Origin of the sequence: Streptococcus parasanguinis, from assembly GCF_016648925.1 — a bacterium.
Taxonomy (GTDB): Bacteria; Bacillota; Bacilli; order Lactobacillales; family Streptococcaceae; genus Streptococcus.
On the sequence record NZ_JACLQX010000010.1, the window covers coordinates 14,246 to 32,308 of the forward strand.

Genomic DNA, 18,063 nt, shown 5'->3' on the forward strand with positions numbered 1-18,063 from the left:
CCTCCTTAGATTATTCAGCTTCAGTAGCAAACAACTCGATTGCTTTAGAATCAGCTGCAAGCGTGATGATAGCTTTTTTAGTTTTTGAAGTAAAACCAGTGTAACGTCCAACGCGTTTTGCTTTAGGTTTTACGTTTACAGTGTTCACATTCGCAACTTTTACACCTTCAAACGCAGCTTCAACAGCTTGTTTGATCAAAAGTTTGTGAGCGCGAGTGTCAACTTCGAATACATATTTGCCTGCTTCAAGTTGAGCCATTGACTTTTCAGTGATAACAGGTTTTTTGATAACATCATACAAATTCATTATGCAAGAACCTCCTCGATTTTAGAGATAGCTGCTTGAGTAACAAGAAGTTTGTCACTATTTGCGATGTCAAGAACACTTGCAGTTGTAGCAGTCGCAACTTTCACGTTTGGAAGGTTACGAGCTGAAAGAGCTGCGAATTCATTTCCTTCTTCAAGAATAACAAGGACTTTAGAATCGATGCTCAAAGCTGCAAGAACTTTTGCAAATTCAGCAGTTTTTGGAGCTGTAAATTCAAGAGAATCAACGGCTACAAATTTGTTTTCAGCAACTTTTTCTGAGTAAACAGATTTAAGTGCAAGGCGACGAACTTTTTGAGGAAGTTTGTACGCATAGCTACGTGGAGTTGGTCCGAAGACAATTCCACCACCACGCCATTGTGGAGAGCGGATAGAACCTTGACGAGCACGTCCAGTTCCTTTTTGACGCCATGGTTTGCGTCCGCCACCTGAAACGGCTGAACGGTTTTTAACTGCGTGAGTTCCTTGACGAAGGCTAGCACGTTGGCTGATGATCACATCAAATACAACTGCTTGGTTTGGTTCGATACCAAAGATCGCATCGTTAAGAACAACTTCGCCCGCTTGTTTACCAGTTTGGTCGAATAATGTTACATTTGCCATTTTGACTGTATTCCCCTTTCCTTATTATTTACCAGCTTTAACTGCTGACTTGATAGTGATAAGAGATTTCTTAGCACCTGGTACGTTACCTTTGATAAGGATAACGTTCTTTTCTGGAACAACTTGTACAACTTCAAGGTTTTGAATTGTTACACGATCGCCACCCATACGTCCTGCAAGGTTTTTACCTTTGAATACGCGGTTAGGTGCAACAGGTCCCATAGAACCTGGACGACGGTGATAACGAGAACCGTGAGCCATAGGTCCACGTGATTGTCCGTGGCGTTTGATGACACCTTGGAAACCTTTACCTTTAGAAGTACCAGTTACATCAACAATGTCTCCAGCTTCGAAAGTGTCAACTGTGATTTCAGCACCAACTTCCAAGCCTTCAACGTTTTTGAATTCACGAATGAAGCGCTTAGGAGCCGTGTTAGCTTTTGCTACATGTCCTTTAGCAGGTTTGTTGCTCAATACTTCGCGTTTATCATCGAAACCAACTTGGATAGCGTTGTAACCATCTGTTTCAACAGTTTTAACTTGAAGAACAACGTTTGGAGTTGCTTCGATAACTGTTACAGGGATCAATTCGCCAGCTTCAGTGAAGATTTGAGTCATTCCCACTTTTTTCCCTAAGATTCCTTTTGTCATGAGAAAATAGTTCCTTTTCTATAGTTTTTTATTCAAAAAGTTTTTAACGAGCGTTTTTCATGCTCTTGATCAAGCTTTAGATTAAAGTTTGATTTCTACGTTTACACCACTTGGAAGATCCAATTTCATCAAAGCGTCAACTGTTTTTTGAGTTGGGTTGATGATATCGATCAAACGTTTGTGTGTACGCATTTCGAATTGTTCGCGAGAATCTTTGTATTTGTGAGTCGCACGAATGATTGTATAGAGGCTACGTTCAGTTGGAAGTGGGATTGGACCCGCAACTTGTGCACCTGTACGAGTAGCTGATTCTACGATTTTTGCAGCCGCTGTGTCGAGTGTACGGTGTTCGTACGCTTTCAAACGGATGCGGATTTTTTTGTTTGCCATCTTTTTCTCCTTTTCGTCTATTTAAGATAATAGGCTAGCTCCACAAGAAAACCGACGCGCGTTGCGTGGCAATGCAACCGAGCGTGTCGCAACCTCTTGCATCAAAGCTAATAGCTGTTTTTCACAGCACCATAGTAGTTTAACACAAACAAAGGCCCAATGCAAGGGATTTGAGAAGATTTTTTTCGTTTTTTTAATGAAAGTGTTTTCGAAAAATATAGAATGCTAAAAATGTTGCCATTATATAGAAAAAAGTTCTACTTTTCCGTAGAACTTCAGATTGAAAACAAAGTTATTTTAGAAACTTTCTTTAGGTGAGTACGGACGTCAGCGAACTTCGAAGAAGTTCCATGACTTAGTTTTGAACCTAATGTTTCAAAACTACCGAGTGGTAGAAACAATCATGTTTCTACCACTTTTCTCACAGCAGAAAGTTTCAGTATATGTTTAAATGAATCTTCTAGTATATCATTTTAACCTTTTTTATCATCACTTAAATTGTTTTAGATAAAAAATAGTTTAGCAATGTTCTAAATATTGCTTCTTTGTAGAACTTTTTATTCTTTTTCAATACGAAACTGATCTTGTGATGTATTGACCAGGATATCCGCTTCACCTTCCATAGGTTGGTAGTACTGATGGTATTGTTCTCGTCTGATTTGGTGAGTTCGATAGATGAAGTCTATTTCTCGATTCCGTTGGGCGACATCTCTGCTTAATCGTCTTTCTAGCTCCGTATGATCATCTGTGTAAAAACAAATGGTTTGATCAAACAAAGATTTGGGTAAAAAAGCTACTGACATCCCTTCTACGATGAGAATAGGCTTGTTGCCAGATAATATGTGGCTTGGAGACCATGGCTGATCAATTGTCCGTATATCCATTCCTGCTTGAAGGGCTCGAATATCTCGTTCTAGACTAGCCAATTCATGGGCACTTGACAAACATGCGGTTACTTTTTGGTCCGGTAAGTCTTTTGGCACAACCAATCCTCTTGGGCTTCCAATAATATAGGGATCCGTCTCTAAAAGGTTAACTTTTGTGGGGTCCAATCGCTCACAGAGCGCTCTTGTAAAGGTTGTTTTTCCTGAACCACCATGACCATAGATCCCAAGGGTCTGTAATTCTTTTGCCTGGATCTTTTTTACCAAGGAGTCTACTAGTCTTTCGCGATCCATCCTAGAAATTCCGTCCTGATTTGTTATAGCCATATTTTTCAACGAAATGCTCACGGAATTCTAAGAGATTGTCATCCATGATGGCTTGACGGACCTTCTTCATGAGGTTGATCAAGAAATACAAGTTGTGGTAGCTGGTCAAGCGAATGCCGAAGGTCTCATCTGCCTTGAGGAGGTGGCGAAGATAAGCTCGGGTGTAATTTTTACAAGTGTAGCAATCACATTCAGGATCCAGCGGTGTAAAGTCTTCTGCAAATTGCGCATTTTTCACTACTAGGCGTCCTTGGCTGGTCATACAGGTACCATTTCGCGCAATCCGCGTCGGCAAGACACAGTCAAACATGTCCACTCCACGAATAACGCCATCGATCAGACTATCTGGAGCTCCTACTCCCATGAGATAGCGAGGCTTGTTCTCCGGTAAGAGCGGAGTTGTGAAATCCAGCACCGCATTCATCTCTTCATGGCTTTCCCCAACAGCTAAGCCACCGATGGAATAGCCTGGAAAGTCCATGCTGACCAAATCTTGAGCAGACTGACGGCGCAAGTCTTCAAATCCAGCCCCTTGAACAATCCCGAAAAGACCTTGATCATGAGGACGACGGTGAGCCTTCAGGCCACGTTCTGCCCAACGACTGGTCCGTTCGATTGATTTTTTCACATAATCATAGGGCTGATAGAACTGCGGGCATTCATCAAAGGACATCATGATGTCGCTCCCTAGATTGTTTTGGATGGAGATGGCTTTTTCTGGAGAAAGGAACATCTTCGAGCCGTTGAGGTGGTTTTTAAAGGTTACCCCTTCTTCAGTGATGTTGCGGGTATCCGCTAATGAATAGACCTGGAAGCCTCCACTATCTGTCAAAATCGGCTGATCCCAGTTCATGAACTGGTGCAGTCCTCCTGCTTTTGCGACCAAGTCGTCCCCGGGACGAAGCCAGAGATGGTAGGTGTTGGCCAAGATAATGCCGGAGCCCATTTCCTTGAGTTCTTCTGGCGATTGGGTCTTAACGGTTGCCTGAGTTCCTACAGGCATAAACATTGGGGTCGGGAAGGTCCCGTGAGGGGTGATAATTTCTCCCAGACGAGCACCTGTATGCTTTTCTTTTTTGATTAATCGATATTGAATCGGTGAATCTGTCATGGTTACCTCCGTACTGGGAAAAACAGTCCCAGCCTTCTTATTCCTGTCACAGTTTTCCTGTGAGCACCTGTACGATTGTACCAAATTTTACCGGCTCTGTCACGGACTTATGTTATAATAAAAAGTACTACTATGAAGAGAGTATCATCTATGAACCTTAAACTGATTCGCCTCCGGGCACGTACCATGCAAGTCCAGCAACCGGGCTTAGCTATCCTTTTTGCTCTTCCGGTCCTGTTGACCATTCTTGCTAACTTTCTCTTAAGTGGGCAAGATCTGGCCGATCTACTACCGGACATGACCTTGCAGCAAGCAAGTATTTACATGATCCAGCGACAGCTCTTTCCTTCCGTCGTCTCCTTTGTCATCTCCATTTTAGTGGTCGGTGCGACTTTTAGCTATTTAGATACGATTAATCCCAAGATTGAACACCGAACACGCGTCTTAGATATCTTTAAACAAGATCGCTTTACCTCTGTATTTGCCACCTTGATTTTGAAGCAAGCCGTCCTCTTTTTATGGGGACTCATCCTCTATGTGGGGAGTCTCATCAGCACCTACGCCAGCATTCGATTTTTGGCGATCTACGATAAGGTGAGCAACCCTAGCACTCTGAGTGCTTCCAGTCCTGAATTTCAATCTCTCATGCAACAAATGCCTCTGATGACTGCTGGCGTCGTACTTGGCCTGATCGGCCTCCTCTTTTACCTGCCACAATACTACAGTCTCAGCTTGGTCGAATTGATCCTCTATGAGCAATTACGAGACGGCGACTACAAGGGAGCCTTTGGAGTCCTTCGCCAAAGTCGTGAAACCATGAAAGGGTTCCGCAGCAATCGCCTAGTGCTCGATCTAACCTTGATTGGTTGGTACTTCTTGAATTACTTCACGCGCGATGTCATCGGCTTTTATACCATGCCTTACTTTATCAACTGCCAAATTGCCTTTTATGATCAAATCAAGCAGATCAAACAAGGGCCGCTCCATTTTACAGGCCATCCAAGCCATGAAACTGAATAAGAGTAAGAAGAAAACCCCAGCAAGCTGGGGTTTTCTTCTATGATCAATTGTTTATCATTTATAAACCGTATAGGGAGTCTCCTAAGATCAGTCGGGTGTGTTCCCGTTTGATACAGTGGTTCATGACGATATCTTCTCGTCCAGCTCCACGAAGGATTTCTTCTGCTTCTTGATTTTCCAGCTCCAATTGTGCCCAGAAAATTTTCGCATCCGTCTCAATAAAATCACGTGCCACATCTGGTAAAAACTCACTGCGACGGTATACATCGACGATATCTACTGGGAAAGGAATCTCCTGCAGGCTAGCATACACCGTTTCTCCAAGAATCTGGCCACCAGCTGCACGAGGGTTGACAGGAATAATCCGATAGCCCCGCTCTTGCATCTCCTTACTGACACGATGACTGGTCGTCTCTTCACGGTCAGATAATCCAACCACAGCGATGATCTTGCTGGTTTCTAGGTAATGTTTGATAATGCCATCACTAGGATTGCGAAATGAATAAGCCATAAGAATCTCCTTTTTGTGTTTCTTGTCTTAAGAATTTATATGGTACTGGACGTACTTGTACGACTTCCATTTTATTTGGCTTCATACCATGTTTTGCCTTCGTTCTCATCAGCTTCCAGTGGTACTGCAAGTTCAATAGCGGATTCCATGGTCTCTTTGACGAGTTCTTTGATCGCTGCCAGTTCATCACTTGGTACTTGCAGAACGATTTCATCGTGCACCTGAAGGAGCATCTTGGTCTTGTATGCTCCTATTTCTAGCGCTTGGTCCAAGTGGATCATAGCAATTTTCAAGATGTCTGCTGCCGATCCTTGGATGGGTGAGTTGATAGCTGTCCGCTCCGCAAAGCCTCGAACATTGAAGTTGCGAGAATTGATATCTGGAATCTCCCGACGACGCTTGAAGAGGGTCTCCACATAGCCTTTGTCACGCGCTTCCCGTACCACTCTCTCCATATAGTCCTTGATGCCAGGGTAGCGTTTGAAGTAAGTCTCAATGTAGGCCTTGGCTTCTTTTCGACTGATCCCTAGGTTATTAGACAGTCCAAAGTCGGAAATTCCATAAACCACACCGAAGTTTACTGCTTTTGCATTGCGACGGTCGTTCGGCGTCACGTCTTCTGGTTTTTCAATATTGAAAACTCGCATAGCAGTCGATGTATGGATATCTGCCCCATGCTTAAAAGCATCAATCAAATGCTCATCTCCCGAAATATGGGCCAAGACGCGCAATTCGATTTGTGAATAGTCCGAACTCAGCAAGACACTGTTTTCCTCTTCTGGGACAAAGGCTTTACGAATGAGACGACCTTGTTCCAAACGGACAGGAATGTTTTGCAGGTTGGGATCCACACTGGACAAACGGCCTGTCTGCGTCAAATCCTGTACATAGCGGGTATGGATCTTCCCATCTTCCAAAATCCAGTCTTGAAGACCAATGACATAGGTCGATTGGATCTTAGCAATTTGGCGGTATTCAAGAATCTTAGACACAATCGGTGCAATTGGAGCCAGGCGTTCCAAGACATCAACAGCTGTTGAATAGCCGGTTTTGGTCTTCTTCGTATATTCAAGAGGAAGTTCCAATTTTTCAAAGAGGATGACCCCCAATTGTTTTGGAGAATTTATGTTAAATTCCTCTCCAGCAAGCTCATAGATTTCTTGAGTCAAGCGCTCCAAAACCACTTCGTTTTCCGCCTGCATGTCTTCTAGGGTCTGGCGTTCTACCTTAATCCCTGCGATTTCCATCTTGGCCAAAACAGCTGCTAGTGGTTGCTCCATATCATAGAGCAAATCTAGCTGGTCATGGGCTTGCAACTGTTCCACCATGGGCTCTTCGGTATCCAGTAGAACAGCGACTTTCCGTGCCAAATGCTCTAATAGGACCGCCTTCTCTGGGATAGCTTTTTTGACTCCCTTGCCATAAACGACTTCGTCCAGCGGCAGCGCAATCTGACTATAGAGACTCGCAATGGTTGAAATTTCATTGTCCTCTACGGTCGACAAGAGATACTTGGCCAATCGACTGTCAAACGCGGGATTTTGAAGGGAAATGCCCAAGTGGCTGAGCAAGACCTTGGCCCGCTTGAAGTCATAGACCTTGAGGGGCGTTTTTTCGAGAAATTCTTTGAAAATCGGTGTTTGTAAAAGACCAGTATCTGTACTCGCGTAGAGCTGACTTTTGGTCCCCCATGCGAAACCGATGATGGGTTCCGTATGGTAATTGTCCCCAAAAATCTCAAAATGGAAGAAACTATCTTCCGTGAGCATATCTGAAGTGACTTGCTCGACTTCTGTATAGTCAATGGCTACAGGAGCTGCTTCTTCTCCACTGAGATCCAAAGCCTGACGGAGTTGCTTGAAGCCCATCTCCTCATAAAACTTGGCGAGATTTTCTAGATGAGGGCCCGTATAGGTGATATCGTCCAGGCCAATTTCAATAGGCGCATTGGTATCGATGGTTGCGAGAGTCTTAGACAGATAGGCCTGCTCCTTGTCGTTGATGAGGTTTTCCTTCATCTTAGAAGCCTTCATCTCGTCGATATGCTCGTAAATGCCATCGAGAGAGCCGTATTCTAGGAGTAGTTTGATCCCGGTCTTTTCTCCGATCTTTGTGACACCTGGGATATTATCCGACTTATCTCCCATCAAGGCCTTGAGGTCGATAAATTGCTCTGGTGTCAGCCCCATCTTTTCTTTGAGGTAGGATGGAGTGAATTCCTCAAACTCCGCTACCCCTTTTTTAGAGATTTCAACCACCGTATTGTCATCTGTCAGCTGAATCAAATCCTTGTCCCCAGAGACAATGGTCACATCAAATGGCACCGAGCTAGTTTCTGCCATCTTATCTAGCGTCCCAATAATATCATCCGCTTCATACTGGGCCAGCTCATAATGGCGGATTCCCAAATGATCCAGTTGCTCACGAATGAAAGGAAACTGCTCACGGAACTCATCTGGAGTTTTTGCACGGCCCCCTTTGTAGTCGGCATACATCTCTGTCCGGAAGGTCGTCTTTCCTGCATCAAAAGCAACGAGGACATGGGTTGGTTGGATGCGCTCCAATAGATGGCTCAACATGAGGTTAAAGCCATAGACCGCATTGGTATGCAAACCATTGGCATTTTTGAAGCGATCAATTTGATGATAGAGTGCGAAAAAGGCACGAAAAGCGACGGAAGACCCGTCGATGAGTAGTAATTTATTCTTTTTTTCCATAGGCCTATTATACCACGAATCACAAGGTCTCTGGTACATAAAAACTCTACCCTTTCGGGTAGAGCCTTCTTTAGGAGTGTCTTATGAAAAATGAAGAGAAGTGTTTATTCGCCGTAACAAGAACCTTGTTGTGGCAATTTCTTAAAGCGTTTTGGATAATTAACTGAGATTTTCATTTTCTGTACCTCATTTCTTATTGGATGAGTACAGTATACAAGAGAAACCTAAACGATTCCTTATAGAAAGCTTCAAGAAAACTAAAAGCTGAGGCGCAAAACACGCGGTTGTTTTTTGCTGCAAGCTGGTAACTGAAGATGGAGCCCTGTCTCATCTTGGCTCCAAGAAAGGGGCTGATTTTCTCCAAGGAGCTCTAGTTTTTGAATGCGCGCATGAAGAATTCTCGGTTGCTTGAGATCATAGGCGAGAGACGGTAAGGTCAGCTCTTCTATCCTTCCACTTGGTTCCAGCTGGATAGCATAAAGAAAGCCATCACGCATGGTATAGCGGAAATCTTGGCTGGTATAGAGTGGCGCTTCTCCATCTGAGAAGGAACCTTCCTGGGCCTCGGTTGGTCCGTCCGATGACACCCGCCAAGGCCGACTCTGATAAATGGCTTCTCCATTTACCGCCAGCCAGTCCCCGATCTCTGTGAGGATGTCTCGGTCTTGCTCAGGGATGGTACCATCTGCCTTGGGGCCAATATTGAGCAGAAGATTGCCATTTTTTGCCACAACATCAACTAAATTTTGTAGCAATTCCTTACTGGTCTTGTAGGCTAGATCCTGGGTATAGCACCAAGAATTACGGGCGATCGCGGTATCCATTTGCCACGGAAAGGCTTGCGTCTCTCCGTATCCTCCCCGCTCCATCTCAACGATTCCTGAACCGAAAGGGAGGGCATCCTGTTTGTAACAAACAGCCACCTTGCGATCCTCTTGTGCTGCTAGATTGTAATAATAAGCCAAAAAGCGCATCAAGTAGGGACGGAAACTCTCATGCTGGATCCACCAGTCAAAATATAGGAGCTCTGGTTGGTAGTCCCGCACCAGTTCACAGGTTCGCAAAAGCCAATCTTCCAAGAATTCTTTGCTTGGATAAGGCTTGGAAGTCAGATCAAAATGATCCTTGGGCTCTGGCTCCGCTGGCCAATAAAGACTGTCTCTTGGGACTTCCTGCGAAATGTCACTGACGAATTCCTTGCCATGTGAAAAGAAAAACTGGTGCTCTGCCCGGTGAGAAGACGTACAGAAGTGCAGGCCACGTTTTTCTGCTTCCTCCCTCAACTCCCCTAAGACATCTCGTTTCGGCCCCATTTCTAAGCTATTATAAGGCGAGAGAGTAGAGGCATACATCTGAAAACCATCGTGGTGCTCCGCAACTGGGAAAAGATACTGAGCTCCCGCTTTTTGAAAGAGATCTAGCCAAGATGCCGGATCAAATTGATCGGCTGTAAAAAGAGGAATGAGATCCTTGTAGCCAAAGATAGCCTGGTCTCCAAAATGCTCTCGATGATAGTCATAGCAAGGATTCCCTTGGATATACATATTTCGCGAATACCATTCCGAACCAAAGGCAGGTACACTGTAGACGCCCCAGTGGATAAACATTCCAAATTTGGCATCCCGATACCAATCTGGACAGACTTGATGGCTAAGAGAGTCCCAGGTTGGTTCAAAAGGACCTGACTGGACAACTTGATCAATCTCTTCAAGGCTTATCATTCTCTTCTCCTTTTTTCTTGTTACTACCTCTATTGTAACGAGAAACCCTCGTTTGTAAAGACAAACAAGGGGAATGTTTAAAATAGTAGACAAAGAGCTTGATCTAGGAGAATCAAGCTGATGATGAATAAAATGAACCTTCTAGCCCTTCACTGCTTGAGAAATAAAACGAGCGATGGCATCTGTCTCTCCTTGGTGGAGAGCCTTAACGATTTTGGACCCCACAATAACCCCATCTGAGACCTTGTTGAAACGGTGAACATCCTCCATGCTGGAAACTCCAAAACCTGTTAAAACAGGAATGGACGCTATTCCGTGTAATTGGGCCAAGTGGTGATCCAAATCATCTCGATAGCTACCAGCTTTCCCCGTCACCCCATTGACAGCAACGGCATAGATAAATCCTTCTGCATCATGGATCAATTTCTTCTGGCGCTCGATTCCTGTGGTTAGACTCACTAGCGGCACCAAAGCGATGTCTTTATCCACTAATAGAGGTTCTACCAGATCCGCATGCTCATGAGGAAGATCCGGAATAATCACTCCCTTGACCGCTGTTCCTTCTACATCTCTAAAGAAGTTTTCGAGCCCATATTGGAACAAGGGGTTGAAATAGGTCATGATGACCAAAGGAACACTTGTCTCCAGACGCTGGATCGTTTGCACCAGTTCCTCTGTCGTCGTCCCATGGGCTAAACTTCGTAGTCCCGCCTCTTCAATCACAGGACCATCTGCCACCGGATCCGAAAAAGGAATGCCAACCTCAATAGCTGAGACACCAAGCTCCTCCAAAAATTGGATGGTTTCCTGCAAACCTGCCAAGCCTTTTTCATGATCTCCTGCCATAATATAAGGAACAAAGATCCCTTGCTGCTGGTCTTTCAGCTTTTGTAAATGCTCTGTTAAGGTCTTTCCCATCTTACTCTCCTCTCTCTTGTTCAAGGCGGTCTTTGACTTGTACCACATCTTTATCCCCACGACCTGATAAGCAAACGATCATAGATTTTTCAGGCCCCATTTCCTTGGCCAATTTCACCGCATAGGCGATAGCGTGGCTCGATTCCAGGGCTGGAATGATTCCTTCTACTTTCGAAAGCAATTGAAAGGCTTCTAGGGCTTCTTTGTCTGTCACTGGCACATAGGTCGCCCGCTTGATGTCATGGAAATAAGAATGCTCTGGCCCAATCCCTGGGTAATCGAGACCTGCTGAAATCGAGAAAGCTTCTAAAATCTGTCCATGCGCATCCTGTAAAACATCCATCAAGGCACCGTGAAGGACTCCCGGACGCCCCTTGGTCAAGGTTGCTGCATGCTGGTCTGTATCTACTCCAAGTCCAGCAGCTTCCGCCCCATACATGGCGACAGACGCATCCTCAACAAAAGGATAAAAGAGCCCAATGGCATTCGATCCGCCTCCTACACAGGCTAGGACGGCATCTGGCAGCGCCCCGTCATTTTGCTCTGCAAATTGGCGTTTAGCTTCCCTCCCAATGACACTTTGAAAATCACGGACAATCTCTGGGAATGGATGAGGTCCTAGAGCAGATCCCATGATATAGTGGGTATCCTCCACATTTGCTACCCAGGCTCTAAGGGCAGCATTGACCGCATCCTTGAGAACCCGTGACCCATCTGTTACTGATTGAACCTTGGCGCCCAACAATTCCATCCGAAAGACATTGAGGGCTTGGCGTTTGACATCTTCTTCCCCCATGTAGATCGTACATTCCATATCAAATAAAGCAGCCGCCGTTGCCGTTGCAACACCGTGCTGTCCGGCCCCTGTTTCTGCGATGATCTTCTTTTTGCCCATCCGATGTGCCAATAAAACTTGTCCTAGGGCATTATTAATTTTATGAGCCCCTGTATGGTTGAGGTCTTCTCTTTTAAGAAAGATCTTGGCTCCACCGACGTACTTGGTAAGATTTTTAGCGTAATAGAGCGGTGTTTCCCGACCGACATATTGTTTCAGAAGCTGATCCAATTCGGCTTGAAAAGAAGGATCTTTTTGACTTTCTCTGTAGGCTTCTTCTAATTCTAAAACTGCTGTCATCAAGGTTTCAGGGACAAATCGTCCCCCGAACCGCCCGTAAAATCCGTTTTTATCTGGTTGTTTATATGCCATGCTTGACCCTTTCTATAAATCGTTTTATCTTTTCTTGATCTTTTATTCCATTTGTCTCGACCCCACTGGATACATCCACCGCATAAGGATGAAAGAAGCGAATAGCATCTGCTACATTATCTACCGTCAAGCCTCCTGCAATAAAGAAGGGCTTTGTAACGTTTTGACTTTCGAGTTCTTGCCAGTTAAAAGTCTCTCCACTTCCTGCTACAGGAGCATCAAAGAGCAGATAATCGGCACTGGTCTCCGGAAGAGCTGCATCTTTCCCCACTTGAACAGCGCGAATCGTTTGTTGGGGAAACTCTTGCAAGATGGCATCATCCATCGATCCATGCACTTGTATCAGGTCCAAGCCCACAACTTGGCAAGCTTGCTCCACTTCTTCTCTTTGTGGTGATACAAAAACACCGACTTTTTGAACCCCCTTTGGAATCCCTGTAGCCAACTCCCGGGCTTGCTCCAGCGTCACTTGCCGTTTGCTTGGTGCAAAGACAAAACCAATGTAGTCTGCACCAGCTTCAACAGCTGTCTGGACAGCTTCTGGAGTGGACAGTCCGCAAATTTTAACCTTTGTCAATCTGCAACTCCTTTACTTTTTCAGCCACATTGTCTGCCTTCATGAGGGCTGTCCCAACGAGAATACCATTAAAATAAGGAGCCAGCATACGCGCGTCTGCTGCTGTGAAAATAGCAGACTCAGAGATGTAGACCGGTTCTTGTTCAAAATTGGTCGCTAATTCAAGGCTAGTATGGAGATCTGTCTCAAAGGTCACCAAGTTGCGATTATTGACCCCTATGATCTGAGCCCCAATCCGGTGAGCAACCTCTAGTTCTGTCAGATTATGGGTCTCCACCAAGACCTCCAGGCCAAGATGGGTCGCAAACTCATAGAGTTCTTTCAGACGAGCCTCTGATAAGGCTGCAACAATCAACAAGATCACGGTCGCCCCTGCATTTCGCGCCCGAATCACTTGTTTTTCATCCACAATAAAATCTTTATTGAGGGTGGGGATACGCACCTGACTAGATATTTCCCGGAGATACTCGATACTGCCCTTGAAAAACACTTCATCGGTCAAGACAGAAATCATCACGGCCCCATTTTCTTCGTAAGTCTTAGCCTGCGCGACGATATCCACATCGACATGAATATCTCCCAGACTCGGGCTAGCCTTTTTCACTTCCGCAATGACCTGAAGCTTTTCTGGATGACTCTTTAGGTAATCATACAAGCGGTAGGTCTCGCGCAAAGGTTGGAGCTCCTCTTCCTTCATCGCAGCCACTTCACGCGCCTTTTCCTTTAGAATCTTTGGCAAGAATTCTTGACTCATTTTTGATACTCCTGTAATAATCTCAATTTCTCAAGGGCAGCCCCACTGGCAATCACTTCACGTGCCAAGGCAATCCCCTCCTTGATAGAATCTACTTTGCCGTTGGCATAAAAACCAAGGCCAGCATTCAAGACAGTCACCTCTAAGAAGGGACTCGCTTCATTCTTCAAGACACTGAGCAAAATTTCCGCATTGCGTTTGGCGTCTCCACCTCGTACTTGATCAATTTCGATGCGCTCCATTCCAATATCTTCTGGTTGAAAGCTGGATAAGGTAACCTGTCCATCTTCCAGAACAGCGAGCTGGGTTTCCCCATCAAGGCCTGCCTCGTCCAAGCCTTGTGGGCCACTCACCACCACTGCGCGTTTTCGACCCAAATTCTTTAGAATCTCCGCCGTACTTTCCAGCATATCTGGACGACTGGTTCCCAATAGCTGGGTTTCTAGAGGAATCGGATTGATAAGAGGACCGGTTAAGTTCATCACTGTTGGAACCCCTAGCGCCAAGCGAGCGGGCATAATATAGCGCATGCCAGGATGCAGGTTTTTAGCAAATAGAAAGACAATCCCCGCCTTTTCAAACACTCGTCCCAAGTCTTCTGGACCCAAATCAAGGTTAATCCCTAGAGCTTCTAATACATCCGCAGAACCAGATTTAGAAGAGATCGAACGATTTCCGTGTTTCGCCATCTTGATGCCACCACCAGCAAGGACGAAGGCAGCTGTTGTTGAAATATTGAAACTATACGAACGATCGCCCCCCGTTCCACAATTGTCCATTGCTCCTTGAACTTCTGTAGGAATAGCGACTGCATAGGCCTGCATCACTTTTGCAATAGCTGTCCGCTCTTCAATAATTTCTCCCTTCATTTTGAGACCTAGAAGAAGGGCCGTCACCTGTGCTTCTGAAGCACGACCAGCAACGACTTCCTCCATGGCCGCTTCTAACTCTGCACCGCTAAGATCCATGCCTTCTGCTACTTTTGCAAGCACTTGTTTCATCTTCCGCTCCTTGACTAGTTTGACAAAATTTTCGATGGTCTTGAGCCCATCTGGCGTCCCGATACTTTCTGGATGGTATTGAAAACCATAAATCGGTAAGCTGCGGTGTTGAATTCCCATAATGGCTTGATCATCCGTCGTCCGAGAGGTAATGACAAAATCCTCTGGCATGTCTTCAATCGTCAGCGAATGGTAACGCATGACTGGGACTTCTTTTGCGACACCCGCGTATAGAGGAGAGGGAGCTTCTAGCTGTATCTGGCTTTGTTTGCCATGCATGACCTGTGGTGCCAATCCCAAGCGCCCTCCAAAAACTTCCGCAATCGCTTGATGTCCCAGGCAAATCCCCAAGATTGGTTTGACCCCTGCGAAATCTCGGATCATCTCCTCCATCTTGCCCGCATCCTTTGGCCAACCTGGACCTGGAGAAAAGACCAAGGCATCTGCTTCTTGGGCAACCTGGTACAAATCCGGATCATCATTTCGAAGCACCTGGACCTCATCAAATTTTCCGATATACTGTGCTAAATTGTAGGTAAATGAATCGTAATTATCGACTAATAAAATCATCCTTCTTCTCCAATCCTAGTCATTGATTTTGCCTTATTGACGGTTTCTTGGTATTCATTTTCAGCGATCGAATCATAAACAATTCCTGCTCCAGCCTGCACATAAGCCTTCTTATTTTTGAGGATCATGGTTCGAATCGCAATAGCAAAATCGAGATCCCCCGTCACAGAGAGATAGCCAATAGCACCCGCATAGACGCCTCGTTTTTCTTTTTCTGCTTCATAGATTCGCTTCATGGCTCGAATCTTGGGAGCACCCGAAACGGTCCCCGCTGGAAGAGTTGCCTTCAGAGCCTCAATGGAGGCTAGTCCAGGAAGCAATTGACCCTTGACCACACTCGTCAGGTGCATCACATAACGGAAGAACTCCACCTCCATATATTTGGTCACTTCAACCGACCCATTTTGGGCGATACGCCCAATATCGTTTCGCCCTAGATCCACCAACATCCGGTGTTCTGCGACTTCTTTTGGATCCCCTGCCAAATCAGCTGCCAATTGCCGATCAGCCTCTTCATCGATCCCTCTTGGACGCGTGCCAGCAATAGGATTGGTTGTCACCACTCGATCCTTGACCGACACCAGACTTTCTGGACTAGCACCGATAATTTGGTACTCCCCAAAATCATAAAAGTAGAGATAATTCGAAGGGTTGGTCACGCGCAAATTGCGGTAATAATCCAATGGTTTACCTGAAAAATCAGCTGAAAAACGTTGACTAAGCACGCATTGGAACATATCCCCTTTTCGAATATAGTCCCGCGCTAGGGCCACCATTTCCTCAAACTCTTTTTGCTCCAAATGATTGTGGAAATGAAGCGCATGCAGGTCCTTGTCCTGAAACTCTTCTTTTGCAGGTCTTGCCAATTGTGCTAATACTTGCTCCAAGCTCGACGTTTGCTCTGCTTCACTCCGTCCACTATAGAGGTTCTCTTCCACCACATAGACCTTTTCCTTTTTGTGATCAAAAATCACATAGCTCTCATATAAGAAAAAGTGAAGATCTGGTGTGCCGATCGTATCTTCAGGAATGGAACCAATGTTCTCATAGAGGCCAATCAAGTCATAGCCGACAAATCCAATCGCCCCACCGTTAAAAGGAAGCTCTTCAGAAGTTTTCGTTTTGACCGTGATGCGATTCAAAAAGTCCAAAGGATCCTCTTCAACAATTTGATCATTGTAATAGAGGACGCCATTTTCAAACTTGACTTCACTGACTGGCCGATAGGCTACAATTGAAAAACGCGCATTCTCTTTTTCACGAGGGATCGACTCCAAGATCATTTTATGGGGCGCATCCAAACGCATATAAGCCAAAATTGGACTCAACACATCAGCAGATAAAACTTTTTTCATATCAGAAACCTCTCTTCTAGAACTCTTTTATTCTAATAAATTCAACCGCACCTTGGCTTGCTAAGGCGATCACGGTTATCCCACGCTCTATTTCCGCTTTGGGATCAATGTGCACGCTTGCTAAGGCACATAGAAAAGCCCTCACACAAAAACTGTGTGAGGGCGTAGTGTCCGCGGTGCCACCTCTTTTATAGGGAAAAATAGCTGGTCTTTCCCTACATCTCTATCTCCTCTATCAAGGAGTTGCACGGTAAGGGGTGCCAACCGAATTCACATGGGTTAGAATTCATTGATAACAACAGTCCAATTTTCATCAGTCGCTATTGCTTGTTCACAATTCCCACAAGCTCCCTGAAAATAGCTGACTCATTACTTTTCTGTTGCTACCATTATAACCCTTTTTCTTAGAAAGTCAATAAAATTTTTAGTCTTTTTTTATACTTTTTTCTACACTTATTTAATAAAATCAGCTCAAAGAGCCCTAGCGGCCCGTCCTTTTTATCCCAACAATAGGATACTCAATAAAGCTAAAATTGCAGGACCACCTTGGGTCAAGATAATCTTTTTATTGGCTGTCATCGCACCGTAGGCCGCAGCTCCAATAATAAAAAGCACAAAAATTGTAACAACTTCACTATTTTTAGAAACAAACAATCCATACAAGAGAAACACACCAATCAAGGCATTGTATATCCCTTGATTCTTAAATAAAGAGGTCACAGATGGGCGAGCGAGTTCTTCTTTATCCATGTTGAAAACCCGACTTGTGGTATCAGATGTGGTTCTGATGCTCTCCAAATAAAAAATATATAAATGCTCCAGTGCAGCAAGACTTGCTAAAATAATCGTCAGTAATGACATCGTAGATTCTCCTTTTTATTCAACTGTTATTTGTTCAATGCCAGATACTAATTTGTCCAGCAGGTAAGAAAATTGCTCTTGTTCTTGAGCAGTCAAAATCCGACTCATCTGTTCTTTCACCGCTACATGATGGCGAGGGGGATGTTTGACCAAACGATTATAGGCCGTATCCGTCAAATGAATTAAGATTTCCCGCTGGTTCTTTGGATTTCGACTCCGATGGACAAATCCTTCCTTTTCTAATATTTTGAAATGCCGGGTTAAAGCCGCTGGATCAATCTGCAAGCGCTCCTGAACCGCGATCTGATTGCAAGGCGCTTGTTCTAACAAATCCTGCAAGATTTGGTAACGCGTTAAGCTAATCCCTAGGCGCTTTTCAAAGAGTTGCGTAGTTGATTGATCTGCCAAACGTAGTTGGTAGAGCAAATCATTTATTTCTGCCATATTCCTTCTCCGTATTATTTTTGATAAATCAATAATTGATAAGTCAATTATAAACTTTTTCTTTTATCCTGGCAAGGAAAAGAGCTTGTACTGTTTTTTCGCACAAAAAAAGCC

General features: G+C 44.8%; 18 protein-coding genes and 1 pseudogene. 1 reads left to right on the forward strand and 18 read right to left on the reverse strand.

Annotation, left to right across the window (positions count from 1 at the left end; genetic code table 11):
* Window positions 1-10: 10 nt before the first annotated feature.
* The 6 genes from H7T97_RS05000 to tgt all read right to left on the reverse strand — a co-directional run bounded on the left by H7T97_RS05000 (window position 11) and on the right by tgt (window position 4,293).
* Window positions 11-307: a 50S ribosomal protein L23 gene (locus H7T97_RS05000; RefSeq protein ID WP_003009593.1), complete on the reverse strand. Its 297-nt coding sequence runs from the start codon at window positions 305-307 to the stop codon at window positions 11-13.
* Window positions 307-930 carry a 50S ribosomal protein L4 gene (rplD, locus tag H7T97_RS05005; RefSeq protein WP_003009591.1) on the reverse strand — a complete coding sequence of 208 codons (624 nt, stop codon included), beginning with the start codon at window positions 928-930 and terminating at the stop codon, window positions 307-309. The genes H7T97_RS05000 and rplD overlap by 1 nt, the downstream gene beginning before the upstream one ends.
* A gap of 24 nt (window positions 931-954) precedes the next feature.
* The gene (rplC, locus tag H7T97_RS05010) at window positions 955-1,581 is read right to left on the reverse strand and encodes a 50S ribosomal protein L3 (RefSeq protein WP_003010846.1); all 627 of its coding nucleotides are present in this window, start codon (window positions 1,579-1,581) and stop codon (window positions 955-957) included.
* An 81-nt stretch (window positions 1,582-1,662) separates the two neighbouring features.
* Window positions 1,663-1,971, reverse strand: a complete 309-nt coding sequence (gene rpsJ, locus H7T97_RS05015; protein WP_003009585.1) for a 30S ribosomal protein S10 — start codon at window positions 1,969-1,971, stop codon at window positions 1,663-1,665.
* A 557-nt stretch (window positions 1,972-2,528) separates the two neighbouring features.
* The gene (locus tag H7T97_RS05020; protein ID WP_201089587.1) at window positions 2,529-3,149 is read right to left on the reverse strand and encodes a uridine kinase family protein; all 621 of its coding nucleotides are present in this window, start codon (window positions 3,147-3,149) and stop codon (window positions 2,529-2,531) included.
* Window position 3,150: 1 nt separating this feature from the next.
* On the reverse strand, window positions 3,151-4,293 hold the full coding sequence (gene tgt, locus H7T97_RS05025) for a tRNA guanosine(34) transglycosylase Tgt (RefSeq protein ID WP_201089589.1): 1,143 nt from the start codon (window positions 4,291-4,293) through the stop codon (window positions 3,151-3,153).
* Window positions 4,294-4,443: 150 nt separating this feature from the next.
* On the opposite strand from tgt, the gene H7T97_RS05030 reads away from it, so the two are divergent.
* Window positions 4,444-5,313 carry a DUF975 family protein gene (locus H7T97_RS05030; protein WP_201089591.1) on the forward strand — a complete coding sequence of 290 codons (870 nt, stop codon included), beginning with the start codon at window positions 4,444-4,446 and terminating at the stop codon, window positions 5,311-5,313.
* 58 nt (window positions 5,314-5,371) lie between these two features.
* On the opposite strand, the gene H7T97_RS05035 is transcribed toward H7T97_RS05030, so the two are convergent.
* From H7T97_RS05035 to H7T97_RS05085, 12 genes and pseudogenes are all read right to left on the reverse strand, one after another.
* The gene (locus H7T97_RS05035) at window positions 5,372-5,824 is read right to left on the reverse strand and encodes a CoA-binding protein (RefSeq protein ID WP_201089593.1); all 453 of its coding nucleotides are present in this window, start codon (window positions 5,822-5,824) and stop codon (window positions 5,372-5,374) included.
* Window positions 5,825-5,895: 71 nt separating this feature from the next.
* Window positions 5,896-8,541: a DNA polymerase I gene (polA, locus tag H7T97_RS05040; protein ID WP_201089595.1), complete on the reverse strand. Its 2,646-nt coding sequence runs from the start codon at window positions 8,539-8,541 to the stop codon at window positions 5,896-5,898.
* A gap of 257 nt (window positions 8,542-8,798) precedes the next feature.
* Window positions 8,799-10,262 carry an alpha-L-fucosidase gene (locus H7T97_RS05045; RefSeq protein ID WP_201089597.1) on the reverse strand — a complete coding sequence of 488 codons (1,464 nt, stop codon included), beginning with the start codon at window positions 10,260-10,262 and terminating at the stop codon, window positions 8,799-8,801.
* Window positions 10,263-10,403: 141 nt separating this feature from the next.
* The gene (trpA, locus tag H7T97_RS05050) at window positions 10,404-11,180 is read right to left on the reverse strand and encodes a tryptophan synthase subunit alpha (RefSeq protein WP_049492204.1); all 777 of its coding nucleotides are present in this window, start codon (window positions 11,178-11,180) and stop codon (window positions 10,404-10,406) included.
* Between the two features lies 1 nt (window position 11,181).
* The gene (gene trpB / locus H7T97_RS05055) at window positions 11,182-12,387 is read right to left on the reverse strand and encodes a tryptophan synthase subunit beta (RefSeq protein WP_201089599.1); all 1,206 of its coding nucleotides are present in this window, start codon (window positions 12,385-12,387) and stop codon (window positions 11,182-11,184) included.
* Complete coding sequence (locus tag H7T97_RS05060) at window positions 12,377-12,964, reverse strand: phosphoribosylanthranilate isomerase (protein ID WP_201089601.1); 588 nt, start codon at window positions 12,962-12,964, stop codon at window positions 12,377-12,379. Before H7T97_RS05060 ends, trpB begins: the two co-directional genes overlap by 11 nt.
* Complete coding sequence (gene trpC, locus H7T97_RS05065; RefSeq protein ID WP_201089603.1) at window positions 12,951-13,718, reverse strand: indole-3-glycerol phosphate synthase TrpC; 768 nt, start codon at window positions 13,716-13,718, stop codon at window positions 12,951-12,953. The genes H7T97_RS05060 and trpC overlap by 14 nt, the downstream gene beginning before the upstream one ends.
* Window positions 13,715-14,719, reverse strand: a complete 1,005-nt coding sequence (gene trpD, locus H7T97_RS10290) for an anthranilate phosphoribosyltransferase (RefSeq protein WP_260314069.1) — start codon at window positions 14,717-14,719, stop codon at window positions 13,715-13,717. Before trpD ends, trpC begins: the two co-directional genes overlap by 4 nt.
* A gap of 9 nt (window positions 14,720-14,728) precedes the next feature.
* A pseudogene (locus tag H7T97_RS10295) lies at window positions 14,729-15,289 on the reverse strand (aminodeoxychorismate/anthranilate synthase component II); the annotation flags it as partial.
* Complete coding sequence (trpE, locus tag H7T97_RS05075; protein WP_201089607.1) at window positions 15,286-16,644, reverse strand: anthranilate synthase component I; 1,359 nt, start codon at window positions 16,642-16,644, stop codon at window positions 15,286-15,288. The gene trpE and the pseudogene H7T97_RS10295, both read right to left, overlap by 4 nt.
* 498 nt (window positions 16,645-17,142) lie before the next feature.
* Entirely contained in the window at window positions 17,143-17,505 is a 363-nt protein-coding gene (locus tag H7T97_RS05080) for a DUF1304 domain-containing protein (protein WP_003009544.1), read from the reverse strand.
* A 15-nt stretch (window positions 17,506-17,520) separates the two neighbouring features.
* Entirely contained in the window at window positions 17,521-17,949 is a 429-nt protein-coding gene (locus tag H7T97_RS05085) for a MarR family winged helix-turn-helix transcriptional regulator (protein ID WP_003009542.1), read from the reverse strand.
* Between the last annotated feature and the right edge of the window lie 114 nt (window positions 17,950-18,063).

Bases quoted from the DNA above. Each gene is read 5' to 3' on its own strand.
- H7T97_RS05000 (WP_003009593.1), bottom strand. From the start codon at position 307: ATGAATTTGTATGATGTTATCAAAAAACCTGTTATCACTGAAAAGTCA.
- rplD (WP_003009591.1), bottom strand. From the start codon at position 930: ATGGCAAATGTAACATTATTCGACCAAACTGGTAAACAAGCGGGCGAA.
- rplC (WP_003010846.1), bottom strand. From the start codon at position 1,581: ATGACAAAAGGAATCTTAGGGAAAAAAGTGGGAATGACTCAAATCTTC.
- rpsJ (WP_003009585.1), bottom strand. From the start codon at position 1,971: ATGGCAAACAAAAAAATCCGCATCCGTTTGAAAGCGTACGAACACCGT.
- H7T97_RS05020 (WP_201089587.1), bottom strand. From the start codon at position 3,149: ATGGATCGCGAAAGACTAGTAGACTCCTTGGTAAAAAAGATCCAGGCA.
- tgt (WP_201089589.1), bottom strand. From the start codon at position 4,293: ATGACAGATTCACCGATTCAATATCGATTAATCAAAAAAGAAAAGCAT.
- H7T97_RS05030 (WP_201089591.1), top strand. From the start codon at position 4,444: ATGAACCTTAAACTGATTCGCCTCCGGGCACGTACCATGCAAGTCCAG.
- H7T97_RS05035 (WP_201089593.1), bottom strand. From the start codon at position 5,824: ATGGCTTATTCATTTCGCAATCCTAGTGATGGCATTATCAAACATTAC.
- polA (WP_201089595.1), bottom strand. From the start codon at position 8,541: ATGGAAAAAAAGAATAAATTACTACTCATCGACGGGTCTTCCGTCGCT.
- H7T97_RS05045 (WP_201089597.1), bottom strand. From the start codon at position 10,262: ATGATAAGCCTTGAAGAGATTGATCAAGTTGTCCAGTCAGGTCCTTTT.
- trpA (WP_049492204.1), bottom strand. From the start codon at position 11,180: ATGGGAAAGACCTTAACAGAGCATTTACAAAAGCTGAAAGACCAGCAG.
- trpB (WP_201089599.1), bottom strand. From the start codon at position 12,387: ATGGCATATAAACAACCAGATAAAAACGGATTTTACGGGCGGTTCGGG.
- trpC (WP_201089603.1), bottom strand. From the start codon at position 13,718: ATGAGTCAAGAATTCTTGCCAAAGATTCTAAAGGAAAAGGCGCGTGAA.
- trpD (WP_260314069.1), bottom strand. From the start codon at position 14,719: ATGAAACAAGTGCTTGCAAAAGTAGCAGAAGGCATGGATCTTAGCGGT.
- trpE (WP_201089607.1), bottom strand. From the start codon at position 16,644: ATGAAAAAAGTTTTATCTGCTGATGTGTTGAGTCCAATTTTGGCTTAT.
- H7T97_RS05080 (WP_003009544.1), bottom strand. From the start codon at position 17,505: ATGTCATTACTGACGATTATTTTAGCAAGTCTTGCTGCACTGGAGCAT.
- H7T97_RS05085 (WP_003009542.1), bottom strand. From the start codon at position 17,949: ATGGCAGAAATAAATGATTTGCTCTACCAACTACGTTTGGCAGATCAA.